This window comes from Lysinibacillus sp. NPDC056220 (assembly GCF_049315265.1).
GTDB classification, from domain to species: Bacteria; Bacillota; Bacilli; order Bacillales_A; family Planococcaceae; genus Lysinibacillus; species Lysinibacillus pinottii.
In genome coordinates, this window is the sequence record NZ_JBMOXD010000003.1 from 804401 (window position 1) to 825012 (window position 20612).

Genomic DNA, 20612 nt, shown 5'->3' on the forward strand with positions numbered 1-20612 from the left:
GAGAAATACAAAAAAAGCATGGATCCGAGTGCTCGGACCATGCTTATCTTTTTTTTCGTATAGTTTCTTATTTCAAATGTGCAGTCGCCTGTTTCATGACGTATTTTCCTACTCCAATATAGATCGCTACAGCTGTTCCAATCAATACGAATGTCATTGCTGACCGCTCCTTTTCATATAAATTAAGTGTTTTTCTATTGTTTTTCAGACCCATACATTGAATTTGAAAATCATTCTCACTAATATATTATAAATTTCCTGTTAATTCGTCAAGACATACTTTCATCTTACCCTTTTTACATGGTAAGATGTAGAAAAGTCGGAAAAAGGATGCGGTAATGATGAGTAATTCGAAGTACTTTCAAACTATTTTAAACGGGACTATTCACGCTTTAAAATCAATTCTTCCTATGGATATTGAAGTAAAGTCGCCTAGTATTATTTCTGAACCCTTTCAACAACAGCAAATGGGTGTATTGATTGGCTTAATAGGAGATTTAAAGGGTCGCGTTATCATTGACTCCACTCCCGAAGTATTCAGCGGAATCGGTAGTACCATGTTCGGTATGCCGCTTGAAGGAGAAATGCTAGAATCCTTTACAGGGGAATTTGGTAACATGATTGCAGGAAATTTATGTACGGCTGTTGGGCAAGAAAACTTAGAAATTGATATCACTCCGCCAACTGTGATGGTGGGCAATACAAAATTATATGGCTTTGAAAAGGCCTTCGCTCTCCCAGTTTCCATCCCGAGCGTCGGAGCTCTAACAGTTCTATTAACCATTGAAGAAGAAGCAGAATAGAAAGCTAGGTTTAAAGTCTATGTCCAATAAGACATTATATGCAAGAGTAAATACCATATATGTTTTAATTTTGCCTTGCTCCTAGAAAAATTGGTAGGACTTCTTTAAAATCTATTTTTTTTATTAAAAAAAAGCTAAATATAATAATGAAACAAGCTATCTCGATGACTTTTGAGATGGCTTGTTTTTTTCTCCCCTGAATTCTTCACACTTTCTTCACATATTTTCTATAGAAGTGTGATTTTTTTCACATCAAATTGCATCGGATTTATATATGATGTCTGTAAGAAACACCAACTATAAAAAGCGTAGGAGGAGCAAAAATGGCAAACAAAAAGAAGTCAGATGAGAATTTAAAAGGTTCACTCTATGCAGTTTTTGGAGTAGGTATCATCATTATTTTACTTTGGGTGTACTGCTTTGATTTGTTCATTGGAAGGTTTTAATCTACGAAGAAGGGACAGAAACATATGCACATACATAAGTATGAGAAGTATTGGCTTGTGTTCGGAGTTACTACTTTAGTCGCATTCCTCATTATTCTCGGTATCGGAGCATTTCATCAAGGCTCCCACCCGAATAATGGTAAAAAAACACTAGATTACGAGAAAGTGAAAGAGACAGCACCTTTCGATAATCCAGGAGTCCATAAGGTAGAGGGCAAAGATTGGGATTACGAGGTGGTTGTCATCGCTTCTGCATTCAATTATAATCCTCCACAAATTGAGGTTCCACTGGGTGCAAAGGTCAAATTCATCGCGACAAGCGAGGATGTCATGCACGGTTTTGAGGTTGCAGGTACGAATATTAACATGATGCTTGAGCCTGGTTATATTTCAGAATATGTAACAGAAGTCAACAAAGTAGGCGAGTTTTTAATCGTTTGTAATGAATATTGTGGTACAGGACATACGATGATGCACTCTATGCTAAAGGTGGTGGATTCAAATGAGTCACACTAATTCAATGACAAAAGTAGATCGTCGCGATGCAAAGCTAGCTATGGCGCATATATATGTAGCATTTATCGCATTGTTATTAGGTGGTCTTGCAGGTTTATTACAAGTATTTGTACGTTCTGGTCAATTTACATTACCAGCGGGCATTGGCTATTATCAAGTATTAACCGTACACGGAGTATTACTCGGTCTTATTTTAACTACTTTCTTTATTTACGGTTTCCAAATTGCTAGTGTAAGTCGTACATCAGGTACATTTACGAATGGTCAACGTAGACTTGGCTGGGTCGGCTTTTGGTTAATGACAATCGGTACAGCTGCTGCGGCAACGATGGTTTTATTAAATAAAGCAACTGTTCTTTATACGTTCTATGCACCACTAAAGGCACACTGGATTTTCTATCTAGGCCTTACATTAGTCGTAGTCGGTTCTTGGGTTGGCGGCGCAGGTCAAATTTTACGCTATGCTCAATGGCGTAAAGAAAATAAAGGTAGCGGTGAACGTAGCCCATTATTATCGTTTATGGTAGTTGTCAATAATTTAATGTGGTTCGTTGCAACACTTGGTGTAGCAGCATCAGTATTAATTCAACTATTACCATGGTCATTAGGTTTAATTGAACGTGTCGATGTTGCATTATCCCGTACTCTTTTCTGGTATTTCGGTCATGCACTTGTATACTTCTGGCTATTACCTGCTTATATGGTTTGGTATGTAATTATTCCAAAAGTAATTGGTGGAAAAATTTTCTCCGATTCTTTAGCAAGACTTTCGTTTATGCTATTCTTACTGTTCTCTATTCCTGTTGGAATTCACCATCAGTTAACAGAGCCTGGTATTGATGGTACATGGAAGTTCATTCAAGTTGTTTTAACATTTGCTGTAATCGTTCCTTCTCTAATGACAGCCTTCTCGATGTTTGCCATGTTCGAATTACGTGGTCGAGAATTAGGTGGAAAAGGACTGTTCGGATGGTTCAAAAAATTACCTTGGAAGGATTCTCGTTTCTTCGTTCCATTTATCGGTATGGTGGCATTCATTCCTGGTGGTGCTGGCGGTATTGTCAATGCCTCCTATCAAATGAACCAATTAATCCATAACACTATTTGGGTGACTGGGCATTTCCATTTAACGATTGCAACTGCTGTTGTTTTAACATACTTTGGTGCGGCCTTCTGGTTAATACCACATTTAACAGGACGGACTTTAACAAAGGCTTTAAATAATCTTAGTAATTTCGCTGGTATCTTATGGGCAGTCGGTATGACTATTATGTCTTCTGCTATGCATATTGCTGGTCTTATCGGTGCACCTCGTCGTTCAGATTACTCAGAATATGGTGGTGCTTCACAGGCATATGATTGGATTCCTTATCAAATTGCACAAGCTGTGGGCGGAACGATTCTCTTTATCGCCATCCTAATCATTATTTATATCGTCGTGAAATTAGCTTGGTTTGCTCCTAAGGGTGAAGAGGAGTTCCCTATTGGGGATGTACATGAGCTTAGTGGTCCAACACCCGCTATTTTAGAAAACTTTAAAGTATGGCTTGTCATTTTAGTAGCCTTAATCTTATTCGCTTACACCGTGCCAATTTTCGATATTATTTCGAATTCACCGGCTGGCTCCAAAGGCTATCAATTGTGGTAAACATAAAAAAAGAGATTTCTCATTTCCGAGAAATCTCTTTTTTCACGTTATAATTGATACAGTTTCGTATATTTTTCTTGTAAATAATCTGCTAGATACTTGGCATTTAAGCCTTCCCCTGTTGCTTCTTTTAGCAATTCAAATGGTTTTTTCAATGCTCCATATTGATGAACTTTCTCAGTTAGCCACTCTCGAATTGGCAGTAGCTCTCCCTTTTCTAGTAAGTCATCAAAATGAGGGATATCCTTGTCCATCGCATGCTTCCATTGCGCTGCATAAATCATTCCTAATGCATAGGACGGGAAGTAACCAAACATACCACCTGACCAGTGCATGTCTTGTAATACTCCCATTGCATCTGTTTCAGGACGAATGCCTAAATATTCCTCATACTTATCATTCCATACTTGCGGAAGATCCTTCGCTTGTAAATCCCCGTTGAATAAGTCACGTTCAATTTCATAGCGAATCATGATATGTAGTGGATACGTTAGTTCATCTGCTTCAATACGAATGAAGGATGGTTCTACCATATTAATGGCACGTAAAAAATCGCCTAATGCAACATCGCCAAATTGAGCTGGTGAGAAGTGTTGAAGTCGCTCATAGTTATGCTCCCAGAACTTTTCATTTCTACCGACAAAGTTTTCATAAAATAATGATTGTGATTCATGAATACCCATCGATGTACCAGTAGCTAGCGGCAAGCCTGCAAGCTTTGCATCAATGTTTTGCTCATACATGGCATGACCGCATTCATGAATGGTACCAAAAATAGCTGAACGGAAATCATTTTCATCATATTTTGTTGTAATACGAGCATCTCCGTAATTTAAACCAATCATAAATGGATGCACACTTTCATCCAAACGGCCAGCATCAAAGTCGTAACCAAGTTGAGCTAGCATCTCTAGTGATAGTTCACGCTGAGCTTCACGTGGAAAATGCTTAAATAACATGCTTGTATCTGGTTTATTCGATGAATCAGCAATTTTTTGTACAAGCGTTACAATAGATTCTCGTAAATCACCAAATACTTGGTCTAATACATCTGTCGTCATGTCAGGTTCATATAAATCGAGCAATGTATTATATGGAGATCCATTTTTAATACCCCAATATTGAATGAATTTTTTTTGCCATTGAATGATTTCCTCTAAATATGGTAGGAATAGTTCAAAATTATTGCTTTCCTTTGCTTCTTCCCAAGCCGTTTCCGCCTTCGATTGTAGAATAACAAATTCTTTATACTCTTCAGCAGGAATTTTTTTATTTTGATCGTAATTCTTTCTTACTTCTTCTACTAAACGAAGTGTCACATAATCAAGATCTGATTTTTTTGCCTCTAATGCTAATAGAAGCTCACCTAATTCTTCACTCGTTTGCATATCAAATAAGGAGGCTGATAATGTACCTATTACCTCTGAACGTTGTGCTAATCCTTTTTTAGGTGCTCCCGTTCGCATATCCCAATAAATCACATTGAGTGCTTCCTCATAATGCTGCATCTTCTTAACATAGTCAGTAAATTGTTGAATAGTCATGCTTTCATCCTCCTTGTGCTATAAGTTTATCATATTTTCGAAAATTTTGTATATTGTGGACCATTTAGTAGTTTTACTCAGATTTTTCATTTTTCACTTTATCTATTATTTTTAAATACTGAGTATCTCCAAGCCCATATTGAGGAAAGAGGCGAAATAATTGTGTTAACAATTCCTGTGGGGACTGATCAACATGTTTCTTAATATAAGAAGAAATATCATTTTCTTCTTTTAAATAGTCAAAATATAATTGAATCCCCTGATACATTACTGGTAAAAGCGTTGCCTCCGGGATACGATGGCGGATCAAAACGTCTTGATAAATCTTTAAATAGTCTCCAAGCACAATTTCCATTTCATCCACATCATAGGTCGCTTCCTGTACCATATGGAAATAAACTTTGCCTTCGTATTTTTGCTGCTCCAGAAAAGCAAGTACAGTTAGCAAGTTCATTTGACAAAACATATCATCCCCAAACCATAAAACGATACATTGGTAGTTTTTGGTCCACAATAACTTCAAAGGATTTACTGTTATATGCTCATAGTCCTGTACTGTTACTTGGTGTCCAGCGGCACGAATTTTGTTAAATTCTTCGCCCAAAATCGGGCTTGCTGTTTGATTGCTACACATGGCTTCATTGAAAGGTACATAATCACTGTTCCCCATTAATTGCTGTTTCGAAAACTCCTCGTACATCATTTGACCATTTAAAACATTCAATATCGCTTGATCATATTGCGCATGTATTTTCTCTTGCAATGCTTCAATTTTTAATTTTGAAGAAATATCCATCGTAAACCATCCTTCTTCATCCTTTAAATTCTTTTTTACAAATATTTGCAAAGGTTGTGGGGTCTTTCGGAATTCATGAGGGCTTATACCAAAGGCCTTTTTAAAGGCTCTAGAAAAGGATTCCTGTGTTGAAAAACCATAATGTAAGGCAATATCGATTATTTTTTCTTCCGACTTTTTTAACGCTTCAGAGGCCAAATATATCTTTCGTAATGAAACATATTTTTTAATGGTGATTCCCGTTATTTGGTGGAATTTAAACGAACAATAATACGGGGAATAGCCCATATGCTTCCCTAAATGTTCTAATGAAAAGCCTTCTAAGAGATGATATTCAATCCAATCAATCATCTCCTGTATGATGTTATTCATCCTCATCCCTCCTCCTTTGATTATAGTAGAGGTGATATGGTTTGTTATGATATAGGTTGTGTTATTATCGCATTAATGTTGGAATAATATGTTCTTTGATAAACAGCCCTCTATCTGGTGCATTGACCATAAAGAGTGATGAGATAGCAACTGCTGTGTTCAGCGTTGGAATACAACAAATCACATTGCCGCCATCGCCAACTGCAGCATAAGGAACTAAATCTTCCTCCTCTTCGTTGATACACCACAATTGATCTCACACCAGTCCTTCTCCCTTTTATCTATGGCTTATATCCGTTATACACTTTCCCTTTTGGGCAAAGTCAACTTCCTTTAGCTTATTTTTAGGAAATAAAAAAACTGTAGCAAACTATGCGCTTGCTACAGTTCGTCCTCTCTTACTCAAAGTGAGGTATATATTTAGGAGAATTTTCACTAGCTTTCGAGTAATGTTCGGTTTCCAATCAAACATTTGTAGGAGCTGCCATTCATTTTCAATTTAAAGAAAGATGGGGATTCTTTCTATTCATCGTAAGTAGAGTCTGATCACTCTATGTTTTGGCAAATGGCAATTACTTGTTTAACAGCCTCGGCAGAATGCTGAAGCGCTGCTTGTTCTTCATTTGTTAGGTGCAATTCGATGACAGATTCAATGCCATTGCCTCCTAAAATTGTTGGTACCCCTAGATACAGGTTTTGGTACCCATATTCACCTTCTAATAGGGCAATAGAAGGGACTATTTTCCGTTGATCTTTGATAATGATTTCAACCATTTGCGCGCATGCAGCAGCTGGTGCATAATACGCACTACCATTTCCTAATAAACCGACAATTTCACCGCCACCTTTGCGTGTACGTTCGACGATTTGCTGGAGTCTATCCTGGGGGATGAGTTTTTCTAGCGGAATACCTCCTGCATAGGAATAACGGATTAATGGTACCATTTCATCACCATGTCCACCTAGCACAAAGCCAGAGACATCTTCAGGTGCAATTTGTAGCTCCTGTGCAACAAACGTGTTGAAGCGAGCTGTATCTAACACACCAGACTGACCAATAATACGATTTTTAGCAAAGCCTGTTTCCTTGTGACAGACATACGTCATAGCATCAACCGGATTACTTAAAACTAAGACAATACTATTTGGAGCATAGTGTTTAATTTGTCTTGAAACCTGTTGAATAATCTTCGCATTCGTTGTCACTAAATCATCACGGCTCATGCCTGGCTTACGAGGGATTCCTGCTGTTATGACTACGATGTCTGCACCAGCAATATCCTCATAATTGCTTGTTCCTTTAATAGATACATTAAACTTTTCTATTGGGCCTGTTTGTAGTAAATCCAATGCCTTCCCTTTTGTTGGGTTCTCTGCTTCGGGAATATCGACAAGAACGACATCGCCTAGTTCCTTTTGTGCTAAAAATAAACTCAATGTAGAACCGGTATGACCTGCACCAATCACAGCGATTTTATTTTTACGAAATGCCATTATGCTTCACCTCGATTATCTGTCGCTGGTGTGGCTTCGGTTGATTTTTTAGCACGTGTTGATGTAGATGTAGAAACTGGCTTTTTCTTCGGTGCCTCTGGTCCTTTAATCATTTGGAATACCTCTTCATCAGGTCTTGGAATTACGTGAGCGCCTAATAATTCTCCAACACGCATAGCAGCCGCTTTTCCGGCTTCTACTGCTGCTTGTACAGAACCTACGTCACCTTTCACGACCACTGTCACAATGCCACCATCTACGAATTCCTGCTTGACGATTGTAACATCAGATGCTTTAATCATCGCATCAGCCGCTTCATAAGAACCTACCAATCCTTTTGTTTCAATCATGCCAATTGCACTACTCATTGTCCTCACCTCTCATCACTTCAGTAGAATCAATAATACCAATGACAACTGCATCGATTGGTAACGGATTTTCTTTCATAATATAGCGTGATGAACCACCGCTTGTTATTAGGACATCATCACCAATCCCTGCGCCGATACGATCAGCTGCTACAATTTCAGTGCGAATCGGCTGTTGATTGGAGTCAATTGGTTGAATGATTAGTAGTTTTAAACCATTCAGCCCTTCCTCTTTGCGTGTTGCCCATACACTACCTATCACTCTTCCCATTTGCATGAACTTCACCCTCTTTATGCTACACAGATTAATTTGCTACTCAGAACAGATCGTTAAAGTTTTATTTAACTCTCGCAGCTTATCATAAGCTAACGCCGTTACAATGGTTTTCTTTGGCACGACAATTTCTTGCGCATCTATTTCTAACACTTCCAATTGTGAAAGTAGCTTTTTGTCATAATGATAGATAGCTGGTTTTTCTACCTTTGCTACGACTGGAGACTGCTCTTTCACTGGAATCGGTTGCTCATTCACTTGATGCTGAACGATTTCTGCTAATGTTCCTTGCTGAATTAAACCTGCATTGGCTTCATCTGTATCAATATGCATCTCTAAACGATAACGCTCTGATACACGGATCACCACATTCGATAAAATAATTGGGCGAATACCATCTACCCTGATTTGTACAGACTGTCCATCTACTACATTGAATTTCGCACTGTCTTCAGGGGACATATGAATGTGTGCTTGTGCAATAATGAGTCCTTCATTTAGCACGACACTCCCCTTTGGACCAATCAATGTAACAGGGCTAGAGCCTTGTATATCACCTGAAATTCTTAATGGTGGTTTTATCCCTAGTTTCATGGCATCTGTCCAACTGACTTCCACTTGAGACAATGAACGAGCTGGACCCAGTATACGTACACGCTCAATCGATCCTTTTGGACCAGCAATGACCACGGTTTCCTCCGCAGCAAATTGCCCAGGTTGTGAAAGCTCAAACTTTGGTGTAAGCTGATAATTCTCACCAAAGAGCTGTTCCACTTCTGCTTGTGCAAGGTGGACATGGCGGGCAGATACACCAATTGGAATTTTACCGTCATGTGGAGGGGAAGATTGATTTTTTAAAACTTGCTGCAGAACTTCTTCTACAATTTTTTGCACTAAATTTTCTTGCATCTTGCCTCCTCCTTACGATGTTACTTTTACTATTGTTCCTTGTGCTTGTTGTTCAATAAAACCAGCGTTTGCTTCATCCGTATCTATATGCATTTCCAAACTAAAATCATTGGAAACTCGTACCACTACACCGCGAAATGTAACTGGACGGTCACTGATTACTTCTACAGAAACCAATTCATTGTTTTGAACTTCTAATGCTTTCGCATCTTCCTCAGTCATATGAATATGTGCTTGTGCAATAATGACCCCTTGCTCGATGGCCAATTCATGATCTTGGTTAATAATTTTAATGCCTGCTGAGTTGTCAATATCTCCTGACTGTCTCAGCGGAGGAGTTACCCCAAGTTTCATCGCATCTGTTCGACTGACTTCCACTTGAGTAGCTGCTCTTACTGGACCAAGTATTCGGACATTATGAATAATGCCTTTCGGTCCCTCAATGGAGACACGCTCCTTTGCAGCAAATTGTCCTGGCTGCGATAAGTCAAAATCCTTTGTTAACGTTGCATGTGGACCAAAAAGCGCTTGTAAATCCGCTTCACTTAGATGGATATGACGAGCCGAAATGGCCACTGGAAATGTTTTTGTCGCTGTTGTCACGTTAGCCACCTCTATATTAAATGGATTGTTGTTTCTTGATGACAAGATGAGAGCTGTCCTTTAGTTGGATCAGCTCTCATTGCTGATTTATTAAGCTTCTGCTTTTGGTAAAATCATTTCTAATTCATGGTGTGGACGTGGAATTACATGAACAGATAAAAGTTCTCCTACACGTTGTGCTGCTGCTGCGCCTGCATCTGTTGCTGCTTTTACGGCACCTACATCTCCACGAACAAGAACTGTTACGATACCGCCACCAACATGTACTTTACCTACTAAATTAACGCTTGCCGCTTTTACCATTGCATCTCCTGCTTCAATTGCTCCTACTAAACCTTTTGTTTCTACCATTCCTAATGCTGTACTCATTTGTCATTCCTCCAAATTATTTATTTTGTAATGTGATTTGTTTTAATACTTGATCAACGATTTGTTGAACCATTGTTGTGTCTAAAGAAGGCTCTTGTGATACAACCGACTCAACAACAGACTGCACTTCAAACTCTGGCTTTGGCACCTCTACATCTTTAATGCCATAAGCCATACGTTTAATGTTTAAAAGATGTCTTGCAGTAATGTTATCCGACGTGATATTGCCGCCAAATGTACCACAGCCTAATGTAAAGGATGGTGCTAATCCAGTTGTGCCACCTACTGCCCCAATTGAGGATAGTGTATTTACTACAATACGAGATACTGGTAATTCAACGGAGAATTGCTCTGCTAAAGCTGCATTTTCAGTATGAATCGAGCATGTATGTCCGCGTCCGCCAATATTTAAAAGGTCAATCATCACTTGCTTAGCTTCTGTACTGTTTTCGACAATATAGAGAGCAAAAATAGGTGATAACTTTTCCAGAGAAAACGGAATATTTTTACCAATCATCGTTTCCAAGCCAACAAGTACTTTGGTTTCATCTGGGACAGTGATGCCAACAGAATCTGCTAAGCAGGATGCTGATTTGCCGACGATTTGTGGATTCACCTTTCCAGGAACTGGTGAAATTAATTTCTCCATTTTAGCTTTTTCTTCAGCATTTAATAGATAAGCACCGTTTTTCTTTAATTCTGTTTGTACCTGGTCTGCAATGGCTTTATCTACAATAATAGCCTGCTCAGTAGCACAAATTGTCCCATTATCAAACGATTTACTGTGCACCAATTGACGTACAGACTTTTGAATATTTGCTGATTTTTCGATGTAGGCTGGGACATTTCCTGGTCCTACCCCATAAGCAGGCTTTCCTGAGCTATACGCCGCCTTCACTAATGCGCCGCCACCTGTTGCTAAAATCAAATGAATATCAGGATGCTTCATTAGCTGCTGTGTTGCCTCCATTGAAGACATTGTTAAACATTGCAGTAAACCTTCTGGTGCACCTGCTTGTTCTGCAGCTACTCGGCAAACGTCTAACGCCTCTTTTGTACACTTCACAGCATATGGGTGAGGACTTAGCACTAGGGCATTCCTTGTTTTTAAAGAAATTAATGTTTTAAAAATGGCGGTAGATGTTGGATTCGTCGTTGGCACAATTCCTGCAATGACCCCAAAAGGACTTGCAATTTCCGCCACTTTTTTCATTCGATCATAGCCTACGATACCGACCGTTTTTAATTCTTTAATATCTTCATAGACATCTCGTGAAGCAACTTCATTTTTCATTTTTTTATGATTAGGGATACCCATCCCTGTTTCTTGCACAGCCATTTTTGCTAAGCGATCAGCTTCCTTAAAGGCAGCATCCGCAACAGCTTTCACGATGCTGTCTACTTGTTGCTGTGAAAATTGCATATAGGCAGCTTGTGCTGTATTAGCATGTCTAACGGCATCTCTCATTTCTTGAATAGCTAATAAGTCTTTGTCTAATGTGGCCATAAAGCCGCCTCCTTTCTAAATCACTGGGTTTCTTGCTAAATTTTCGATGGCTTCTCTAAAAGCTTGTGCCGCAGCCTCGCAGGATGATTGGCTGCCACTTAATAAAGCGCCACCAAAATTGGTTTCCGAGGGAGGGCCAAAGAAAACCTTTAGCTCTACATCTGCTGCCTTTAATGCTGCGTCTAAACCAACAACAGCCTCCAATGGCGGTGCGATTAAATACGCAAGGGGTGTGCCCACCTTTACATCTGCCAGCTCAGCAAGATACGTCCCACAGCTTGCCACGGTATGGGCAAATAAGGCATGGTTGTCATTGTTATTAATAGCTTCAAAGTACGTGTCAAACTCTATTTTTTGCTGAATGGCATCTAGAGCACTACGGATTTCATCAGGCGAGGTCCCAGCAATAATACCAATGACCTCCCCTGACAAGGGACCAGATGCATGTGCCGCCCCCGCATAGAAACTTTTCGCATAGACAACTTCAACATCTGCCTTCTTTGTTGCTTCATCTAGTGCAACATATCCTACATCATCAATTGTGAGGGTCACGAGCCCAATACTATGATGATGCGGCTTCAAATCTAGCTGCTCTGCTAATTCACTGTTGACTCTAGGAATAGTTTGCATCGCTAAAATTTGGGCCATTATTTTTTGAGGATTCATATTACAGCCTCCTAACCTTCTTTTGCGACAAGCTCTACCCCACTTGCCTGATAATGCAAGATTTTTTGTACGATGGTTCCAAGGTACGCACCCGCCTCTAATGGAGGGATGCCGCCTTTATGGATATTAGAGATGACCATGCGCTCTGCTTCTACTGTGCCGATTCTAGGTTTATAGCATAAATAAGCACTCATCGATTCAGCCGATACTAGTCCAGGTCGCTCACCAATTAAATAAACAATAACCTCTGCCTGTAACAACTCCCCGATTTCATCCATGAGAGCCACTCGGCCTTTATCAATATAGAAGGTTGTGCCTAAATCAATATTTAAATTGCTAAGACTTTGCTGAAGCGCTAAATAAACATCTTGTACATTTTCCTCAATCGCACTCGCACTTAAGCCATTGGAAATAATGACCTGTACTTTCGGCTGTTGCTTGCACTTTTGTTGAATTAATGACTTGGCTTCATCTGATAAACGACGACCTAAGTCCGGTCTTGTAATGTATTCCTCTTTATCTGTTACTTTCGTTGTCACTTGAAAGACATCAAGTTTTTGTAAAAGGTCTTCTGTCACTTCACCATACACAGCGTCCACTGCAGCCGCATGATCGAGACGGAACTTTAACCATGTTTTTGTTTTTGGTCTTGTTCCCGCTCTACCTACGCCAATCCGAGCTGGTGTATGTTTTTTAGCCGCCTGTATACTTTCTGTTAATGTGTCAGCCTCAAACTGAAAAGGCTTAATCGGGACAGCTACATTTAACGGTTGTTCAAAAGCTACAGGAGCTATATGTGCCTGCTGAGGCGTTCCGTGCTGATACAGTTGAATTAATGGTTCACTTTTTGTAGACGTAGACATAGGTTCTGCTATTTCTGTAGCTCCACTAGTAGCTGTTGTATCATAGAACTTAATAAGCGGCTCTGTTGGTGTTGTGGTTACCTCAGAAGCTTGCCCCTCCGTAGTTTTCTCCATCTTTTCCATGACAAGTTGTGTAATCATAGAGACTAATTGATCATTCACTCGACTCACCTACCTTTCAAAAATGGATAAATCGCCAGCCCTAGCTGAAAGTCGACCATTTTCATAAATGCCCATTTTCTCAAGCCACGCTAAATATTCTGGTGCTGGTTTTTTTCCAAATGTTTGTAGTAATGTAGCTACATCATGGAAGCTCATTGATTGATAATTGAGCATGACATCATCACCCATTGGCGCCGCAATAATAAAATTAACGCCAGCCGCTGTCAGTAACACACTTAAATCTTCCACATCATTTTGATCTGCCTTAATATGGTTGGTATAACAAATATCTACCCCCATAGGGATACCATGCATTTTGCCCATGAAGTGATCCTCAAGACCTGCACGTATTACTTGTTTATTGTTATATAAATACTCAGGGCCGATAAAACCAACTACCGTGTTCACGATATAAGGATTGAAATGTCTAGCAAATCCATAATTGCGAGATTCAAGTGTTACTTGGTCGATGCCCATATGAGCTTCTGCTGATAGTTCCGAGCCTTGCCCTGTTTCAAAGTAGAATAGGTTCGGACCCGTACCCGTCCCCTGCTTTTTAATGAGCTCTTCTGCTTCTCGTATTAAATCTGCTGAAATCCCAAAAGAACGGTTGGCAATTTCAGTGCCAGCAATACTTTGGAAAATCATATCAGCGGGTGCGCCCTGTTTAATGGCCTTCATCTGTGTCGTAATATGGGCTAATACACAATTCTGCGTAGGAATTGACCAATCATTAATAAATTCTTTTGTGGCAGTTAATACCTTTTTGACACTTTCAACTGAATCATCCACAGGATTAATGCCAATGACAGCATCACCAATACCATAGGACAAACCTTCCTTTAGGGAAGCAATAATACCGTCTATATTGTCTGTGGGATGATTTGGCTGTAGTCGTGAAGACAGCGTACCTTTTTGACCGATAGTAATATTACATGTGGATAAAATCTCTACTTTATTGGCTGCATGAACCAAATCTAGATTTGACATTAGCTTCGTGACAGCCGCAATCACTTCAGAATTCATCCCTTTGCTTAAACGCTTTAGCTCGCGATCACCAGTATCATTCGACAAAATGTACTCGCGTAGCTGCTCAATGCTCCAGTTTTTGATTTCTCCATATATTTGCTCATTAATGTCGCCCTCAATAATGCGTGAAACCTCATCATTTTCTTGCGGCACTAATGGATTTTCTCGAATATCTTTGACTAGAAGCTCACTTAGTACAGCCTTTGCTGCTATACGCTGTTGAACGGTTTCAGCTGCAATTCCCGCTAGCTGATCACCTGATTTTTCTTCATTGGCCTTAGCCATGACATCTTTTAATGATTTAAAGTTATATTTCTCTCCACCAAATATCACCGATAAATTCACATTCATCCTCCTTACTTTGAGTGGAAGGCAAGAGTTTTCACAACAACTGGAACAACGCCTGATGGCAGAACCTCTCCAATGTCGATGTAATCCCCCGTCTCCACTTTAATTTGATCGATGCAAATAATTGGGACTGCCGGATTGATTGCTTGTATGGTTTGTCCAATAATCTTTGCATAATCTGATTGAATGACTATGATAATTGGTATGTCCTTGGAGCATCTAGTTGCCAAGTGTCGCAATACAGCCTCACACAATGCATGTACATCCTGAAAGCTTAAATACGGCAATTCACTAAAATAGAGTGCAAATGGTGCACGATTTTCCTGTATCGCAAATAAATCATCTGCTCGCTGCACCGCTGTTTTCACCGTACTATTAAAGTCGATTGCTGTTGCATCCATATGGCAGTTAAAAACAGGAACATTTTTAAGCGGTAACACCTCGGCATCCACCTGGATGGTTGCCCCACTAATTTCAGTAGTTTGTGTCCCTGCCCCAGTGACTGTCGCACGAGCTGTTTCTTTAGGTTGTAGCCATAAAAATGATTGCAGTTGCTCGTGCTGTACTAGCATTTTCGCTAATCGCTCACCAATATCATCATATTGACGAAGTGTACATTCATTTTCATAAATACAGGAGGCTACCCCTCCAGAAAAGACGATGGCATCTACTGGTTTATGCCAGTTTGGCAAGTGCCCAAGTAATAATGGATGCCTGTCATCCGTAAATTGCCCCTGCAAGATTAAAGCAAGTGTGGCGACCATTTCTTCTATACATAGCGTTACTCGAGGATCTTCTGCCGCATCACCTACGGATAATGGATTAGTCCATTTTTTCATTAGTTCCATGAGTGGCGGAGAAATTGATTGAATCCTCCCATTGTTAAATTCAATCAATCTACCACCAACATGTAAGGTACATGTACCAATGACCTCTCCAAATTGCATAACAGCAATATTGGCAGTTCCTCCACCAATATCAATATTGGCGATCACTTTAGAAGAATTTTTAGATTGCTGTAATGTACCTGACCCTTTAGCCGCAATAATGCCCTCTAAATCAGGACCCGCAGTAGCAACTAAAAAATGACCAGCGCCGTCTGCAATGGTATGGACAACCTCTCTTGCATTTTCCTTCGTGGCAGATTCACCAGTAATAATAATGGCGCCTGTTGAAATATCAGTTGGTGCGATTTGAGCCAATTGATACTGCTGAAAAATGAATTCTTCAATTTTTTTCATATCGATGATGTCTTTATTGATAAAAGGTGTCTTGATGATGGGACTTTGATGTAACACCGTCTTCTCAATAATTTCAATCCTTGGCACATGGGTTACGCCAGCCACATTCTTTAACAAAAAGCTACTAACTACCATTTTTGTCGTGCTTGTCCCAATATCAATACCAGCACTATAAATTTTTTCAGTCTTCACCCTACACCACCCTCTCGCTACTGTGAGCAATACATGAGATATGGACTATCGCAATCCTTCACGAATTGTTGAATTTCTTCGTTTGTATGAAGCTGAATAAGTGGAGCAATCCATTCAACGCCAAGCTTTTTCCACGAAGAAGTTTTCACGATAGGGCCCTGTGTCATCACATTTTTTAATAAACCTGTAGCTCTTTCAACATCTGCATCAGGTGCATCAATTTTTGTAATGACACCGATTTGTATTTTCGGAATCCCTAGACTAAATTGCGGAGGAAACACACTTCTTGAAGATGTGGCATCCTGCAAATAAATGACATGTGTTACTTCCAACGAAGTGGCCATAATGTTTCTGTAATACATGGGATTTTCAATATATTCACCAGGTGTATCGACAATCCAGTCTTCATAAACGAGTGCTTGTGTTTTATTAGCACTGCTTTCTCTGCCCAACAAAGTATTCATCAATGTTGACTTTCCTGCTTGCACACCGCCTATTATCATTACTCGATTTTTCATACGACACATCCTATGATTTTGTTATTCTTGATGGTGTATAGCCTAATACTTCGGATAAAAAACGATTAATTTCTAACATCGCCATTTCCACCTCTGATACACTACCGACAATAACAAGACTGCCTGTAAAACGGTCTAAAAATCCTAATTTTACATTCGCAGCCTTGGTCGCTAAATCCCCTGCGATGATGACCGTTTCACTTGGAGTACACGTCATAATACCTAGCGCACCCGATTCTTGAATACCCAGCTTTTGAAACATCTCTGGGTCAGGGTTCGCAATAAGGTGACTCAATGTTAGCTGTTTACCCGGCACAAACTCCTGAATAAATCGTTTCTTTTCTTCACTCACACATCATCACCTCACTTTTTAATCCATTAAGATTTTTGATCTAAATATTCGCCTTCTTTTATAATGCCAGCCTTGCGATCTTCTATTTCTAGCCTTAATGCCGTCGGTACAGAAAGCTTATACGCTAAAATAATCGCAATCACACCCGCTAAAAACTTACCAGCAATAACAGGTAAAATAATAGTTGGCTGGAAATTAGCTGTGAATGATAAGTGATCGCCTAATAAAAATGCTGAACAAACACCAAATGCAATATTAATCACTTTATCTTTTGGTGGCATATGACGAACAAGCGTGAACATCGCCAAGATATTAGCAATTGTTGCTAAAATTCCCGCACTACCAACAGATGATAGTCCTAATTTTTTACCAGCCGCTTCAAGTGGTTTCGAAGCATATTTTCGAATTAAATAAACCATTGGGAATGCACCAGCTAGCATAATACCTATATAACCAGCCGTTTCTAATGCTCGGAATTGATCGATCTCATCAGCCATAATCGGATCGAAGCCCCATGCACCAAATATTTTTGTAAAAATACCTGTAAAAATTTCAACAATCGAGAACACCAATACCAATTTGATTCCTGCATCCATCACACGGCCGAATAGCATGAAGCCTGCAATCATGCCGTTTGGAATAAGCTTTAAGCCTAACGCAATTAACACAACAAAGATGAACAAAGGCAGTAAATTGATTAAAATTTGTAAAACAGAAATGGCAAATACATATGTAGGCGCCTCTGTTGTACTAATCACTTCACGCACTTCTGTGTTAAATAGTACAATCATAATCGATGAAATAAATGCACCAATCGGAATTGTTAATACGCCAGCCATAATACCAAGCGCCATATATTTATGGTCACGTTTATCTAACATCGCAAGACCCATTGGAATCGAGAATACAATAGTAGCACCTGACATAAATCCAACGACTAGAGCCATTACCCATCCCTCATAAGACTCTTTTAACGCATTGGCTAATTGGTAGCCACCCATGTCCGAAGCTAAAATAGTGGTCGCTGCAATCGCAGGATCTGCACCAATTAACTCAAAAATCGGACTAATAAAATGACTAATAAACCATGTTAAGTAAGGTATAGCTGCCATGATCCCTGCTGCTGGGACGAAAATATGACCAACTGTATGGATACCATTCATAAATTCTTTACCAATTCCATACTCAGCATCTCGAATTGCTCCGATTGCCCCTAAAACAGCACAAATCATAATAATATAAACGATAATCGTTCCTATCATTGCCATCTTACTCATCACCCCTTTATGATTAATAAATTTTTATATAAAAAAAGGCACTTTAAAGAAGAAATCTCTTTAAAGCGCCTTTGCTTCAACTATTGACTTGTAAGTTTATAATAATTTGCTCCGCAATATGCACCATTTCTTGTTGTGTTTGCATGCTTTCATTGCGAATTTTGCGATAAGCCTCGTCCTCGCTTATATTTTCAGCCTGCATCAGCAATCCTTTAGCTCGTTCAATGATTTTTCGCTTATCCAATTGTGTTTGCTTATGTAAAATCTCCCCATTGAGACGATTGAACTTATCAATTTGATGAAAAGCAACCTCTAACACAGGCAACACATTCTTTTCGGAAAACGGTTTCATAACATATCCTAATATATTATCCTGCTTCATGTATAGTAATAATTCTTTTTCACTATATGCCGAGATGAAGAGAACAGGTATGCCAAGCTGTTGTTCAATAATCTTACTTGCCTTTAAACCATCTAGTTTAGGCATTTTAATATCCATTAAAATTAATTGTGGTTTATGCAAAAAGGCTAGCTCAATGGCGGTCTCTCCATTATTAGCTTGAGCTACGACTTCGTAACCATTATCCTCTAGCATAAACTTCAAATCAATCGCAATCAATGATTCATCTTCGACAATCATAACTTTCCTAGTCATTTACGATAAATACCTCCTCACTTACAGGAAACTGAATTTGAGTATGTGTACCTTCTTCACTAGGGATAATTGAAAATGAGCCAGCTAAATCATATTCCACAAGCCTTGTGATAATTTCCATGCCAAATGATGCCTTCACCTCTTGCATTCCAACGCCGTTGTCAGAAATATGAAGTGAAATACTTGAAGCCTCCTGCATGAAATGAATATCAATGGCTCCTTCATCGCGACCAACAAAAGCATACTTTAATGCATTTTGTAGTAGCTCACAAATAATGAGTGCAAGGGATACTGCCTTTTTCGAATGGCAAAATAATTGCAAATGATCGTGATGAAATGCTAGTTGAATAGTTGCTGTATTGGACGTGCCAATCATTTTATGTCCAATTTTTTTAGCCAATGCAATAACGTCTACTTTTTCTTCAGCGTTATCCTCATTTTCTAAAATAAGCTCATATACAGATGAAATGCTATATATTCGATTTAACGCCTCTTGAAAAGCACTTGCATTGACAGCAGACAATTCATTGCGCATTTGCAAACGCAACAGACTTGTCACTGTTTGAAGATTATTTTTCACACGGTGGTGAATTTCTCGTATCGCAAATGTTTTCATCATAAGTTCATTTTCTTTCAGCTTTAACTCTGTTAGATCATGAATAATGAGAAGTGTGACCTTGTCACTATGACTGCGAATTGGAATTTTCTTCACGATAAAGGATTTACGTTCAATTGTAATTTCTAGGAAAAAGACATCATCGCCTTTATCATAGACCTCCTGTAAAAACGGTAAGATTTTATCCAATGCAACATTGTCAAAGTTTTCTAATCCCGAAAGTTCCGAAATAAAATGATAGCCAGCGGGATTACTGTAGATTACTTTGTTCTCGTGATTGGTAAGAATAATTGACTCTACAAGTAAATCAGAAACAACTGGTATCGGTTGAGAATTAGGTTCTACAATATGTTCAATTAATGCAAAAGGCATATTTTGAAAGTCATCTTTTGGTGTCGTTTGCATCTTCACCATCTTTTCCTGAATCAATACAGCAATTACTCGCTGTTGTTCATTGAAGATCGGAATCACATTTTGTTCGACTGTAATGCCTTCTTGTGTAACGGCTCTGGAAATCGATGATTTTTCTTTTTGCTTAAACGCAGTGAATACAGCTGGTTCAAAACTTTCAAAAACAAATTTTCCAATTACCGATTTTTCATATAAACCTTTTTCCTTTTTAGGGAACGCTTCTGCCACGACAATTGCATGTGATAAATTATCCATCATACAATCTATGAACATATAACAATCAGTAAGCTCTGCATAATACTTTAGCGTCGCTTCTATTTCTATTAACTTGTCAATATCCGTTGCCGATAGATTGGTATAGTTTCTACACAATGATTGAATGTTCGACAGGTTAAAGCCCCCTATCACTGAATAATCAACAATCAGTTTGACTATTCTTAAAAATTCTTGTCATTATTATAAACCTTTTGTGAAATTATTTTCAATACAAAAAATATTTTCTTTCATCAAAATTCGTTGCATTACAAAGAACTATATAGCTTAAAAGAGAAATATTCAACAGTTTTTTATTATTACATTATACAGCAACAGAAAAATAATTATTTTAATATATCAAAAAAGAGAGCTTGCTGA

23 protein-coding genes are annotated in these 20612 nt (G+C 39.0%); 4 read left to right on the plus strand and 19 right to left on the minus strand.

Features of this window, described 5'->3' with window-relative positions:
- Positions 1–341: 341 nt before the first annotated feature.
- The 4 genes from ACOZBY_RS14210 to ACOZBY_RS14225 all read left to right on the plus strand — a co-directional run bounded on the left by ACOZBY_RS14210 (position 342) and on the right by ACOZBY_RS14225 (position 3413).
- A complete protein-coding gene (locus ACOZBY_RS14210; protein WP_036161243.1) occupies positions 342–803 on the plus strand; it encodes a chemotaxis protein CheX in 462 nt (153 codons plus the stop codon).
- A gap of 323 nt (positions 804–1126) precedes the next feature.
- Positions 1127–1249, plus strand: a complete 123-nt coding sequence (locus ACOZBY_RS14215; RefSeq protein ID WP_009370491.1) for a hypothetical protein — start codon at positions 1127–1129, stop codon at positions 1247–1249.
- A 24-nt stretch (positions 1250–1273) separates the two neighbouring features.
- Complete coding sequence (locus tag ACOZBY_RS14220; protein ID WP_016991924.1) at positions 1274–1765, plus strand: cytochrome b5; 492 nt, start codon at positions 1274–1276, stop codon at positions 1763–1765.
- Complete coding sequence (locus tag ACOZBY_RS14225) at positions 1752–3413, plus strand: b(o/a)3-type cytochrome-c oxidase subunit 1 (protein ID WP_031419427.1); 1662 nt, start codon at positions 1752–1754, stop codon at positions 3411–3413. The genes ACOZBY_RS14220 and ACOZBY_RS14225 overlap by 14 nt, the downstream gene beginning before the upstream one ends.
- A gap of 47 nt (positions 3414–3460) precedes the next feature.
- On the opposite strand, the gene ACOZBY_RS14230 is transcribed toward ACOZBY_RS14225, so the two are convergent.
- From ACOZBY_RS14230 to ACOZBY_RS14320, 19 genes are all read right to left on the minus strand, one after another.
- The gene (locus ACOZBY_RS14230; protein ID WP_031419426.1) at positions 3461–4957 is read right to left on the minus strand and encodes a carboxypeptidase M32; all 1497 of its coding nucleotides are present in this window, start codon (positions 4955–4957) and stop codon (positions 3461–3463) included.
- Between the two features lie 73 nt (positions 4958–5030).
- Positions 5031–6125 (minus strand): helix-turn-helix transcriptional regulator, encoded by a 1095-nt coding sequence (locus ACOZBY_RS14235; RefSeq protein ID WP_422762496.1) that lies wholly within the window; start codon positions 6123–6125, stop codon positions 5031–5033.
- Between the two features lie 64 nt (positions 6126–6189).
- On the minus strand, positions 6190–6375 hold the full coding sequence (locus ACOZBY_RS14240) for a hypothetical protein (protein WP_012293775.1): 186 nt from the start codon (positions 6373–6375) through the stop codon (positions 6190–6192).
- 296 nt (positions 6376–6671) lie between these two features.
- Positions 6672–7619: a malate dehydrogenase gene (gene mdh / locus ACOZBY_RS14245; RefSeq protein WP_012293774.1), complete on the minus strand. Its 948-nt coding sequence runs from the start codon at positions 7617–7619 to the stop codon at positions 6672–6674.
- Positions 7619–7987, minus strand: coding sequence for a BMC domain-containing protein (locus ACOZBY_RS14250; protein WP_031419423.1), 369 nt, complete (start codon positions 7985–7987; stop codon positions 7619–7621). Before ACOZBY_RS14250 ends, mdh begins: the two co-directional genes overlap by 1 nt.
- Positions 7980–8264, minus strand: coding sequence for a EutN/CcmL family microcompartment protein (locus tag ACOZBY_RS14255; RefSeq protein ID WP_008176433.1), 285 nt, complete (start codon positions 8262–8264; stop codon positions 7980–7982). The genes ACOZBY_RS14250 and ACOZBY_RS14255 overlap by 8 nt, the downstream gene beginning before the upstream one ends.
- A 36-nt stretch (positions 8265–8300) precedes the next feature.
- Positions 8301–9170: a phosphate propanoyltransferase gene (locus ACOZBY_RS14260; protein WP_012293771.1), complete on the minus strand. Its 870-nt coding sequence runs from the start codon at positions 9168–9170 to the stop codon at positions 8301–8303.
- A gap of 12 nt (positions 9171–9182) precedes the next feature.
- Positions 9183–9773, minus strand: coding sequence for a phosphate propanoyltransferase (locus tag ACOZBY_RS14265; protein ID WP_031419421.1), 591 nt, complete (start codon positions 9771–9773; stop codon positions 9183–9185).
- A 90-nt stretch (positions 9774–9863) separates the two neighbouring features.
- A complete protein-coding gene (locus ACOZBY_RS14270; RefSeq protein ID WP_008176438.1) occupies positions 9864–10142 on the minus strand; it encodes a BMC domain-containing protein in 279 nt (92 codons plus the stop codon).
- Positions 10143–10158: 16 nt separating this feature from the next.
- Positions 10159–11649 (minus strand): aldehyde dehydrogenase family protein, encoded by a 1491-nt coding sequence (locus ACOZBY_RS14275; RefSeq protein WP_012293769.1) that lies wholly within the window; start codon positions 11647–11649, stop codon positions 10159–10161.
- A gap of 15 nt (positions 11650–11664) precedes the next feature.
- Positions 11665–12315, minus strand: a complete 651-nt coding sequence (gene eutL / locus ACOZBY_RS14280) for an ethanolamine utilization microcompartment protein EutL (protein ID WP_012293768.1) — start codon at positions 12313–12315, stop codon at positions 11665–11667.
- An 11-nt stretch (positions 12316–12326) separates the two neighbouring features.
- On the minus strand, positions 12327–13340 hold the full coding sequence (gene eutC / locus ACOZBY_RS14285) for an ethanolamine ammonia-lyase subunit EutC (RefSeq protein WP_036215424.1): 1014 nt from the start codon (positions 13338–13340) through the stop codon (positions 12327–12329).
- Positions 13341–13349: 9 nt separating this feature from the next.
- Positions 13350–14720, minus strand: coding sequence for an ethanolamine ammonia-lyase subunit EutB (locus ACOZBY_RS14290; protein WP_012293766.1), 1371 nt, complete (start codon positions 14718–14720; stop codon positions 13350–13352).
- A gap of 5 nt (positions 14721–14725) precedes the next feature.
- Positions 14726–16150, minus strand: a complete 1425-nt coding sequence (locus ACOZBY_RS14295) for an ethanolamine ammonia-lyase reactivating factor EutA (protein WP_012293765.1) — start codon at positions 16148–16150, stop codon at positions 14726–14728.
- Positions 16151–16167: 17 nt separating this feature from the next.
- On the minus strand, positions 16168–16668 hold the full coding sequence (locus ACOZBY_RS14300; protein ID WP_012293764.1) for a EutP/PduV family microcompartment system protein: 501 nt from the start codon (positions 16666–16668) through the stop codon (positions 16168–16170).
- A 10-nt stretch (positions 16669–16678) separates the two neighbouring features.
- The gene (eutS, locus tag ACOZBY_RS14305; protein WP_012293763.1) at positions 16679–17020 is read right to left on the minus strand and encodes an ethanolamine utilization microcompartment protein EutS; all 342 of its coding nucleotides are present in this window, start codon (positions 17018–17020) and stop codon (positions 16679–16681) included.
- A 26-nt stretch (positions 17021–17046) separates the two neighbouring features.
- The gene (gene eutH / locus ACOZBY_RS14310; RefSeq protein WP_012293762.1) at positions 17047–18288 is read right to left on the minus strand and encodes an ethanolamine utilization protein EutH; all 1242 of its coding nucleotides are present in this window, start codon (positions 18286–18288) and stop codon (positions 17047–17049) included.
- An 85-nt stretch (positions 18289–18373) separates the two neighbouring features.
- Positions 18374–18952, minus strand: coding sequence for an ANTAR domain-containing response regulator (locus ACOZBY_RS14315; RefSeq protein ID WP_031419416.1), 579 nt, complete (start codon positions 18950–18952; stop codon positions 18374–18376).
- Positions 18945–20351, minus strand: coding sequence for a sensor histidine kinase (locus ACOZBY_RS14320; RefSeq protein ID WP_230584368.1), 1407 nt, complete (start codon positions 20349–20351; stop codon positions 18945–18947). Before ACOZBY_RS14320 ends, ACOZBY_RS14315 begins: the two co-directional genes overlap by 8 nt.
- Between the last annotated feature and the right edge of the window lie 261 nt (positions 20352–20612).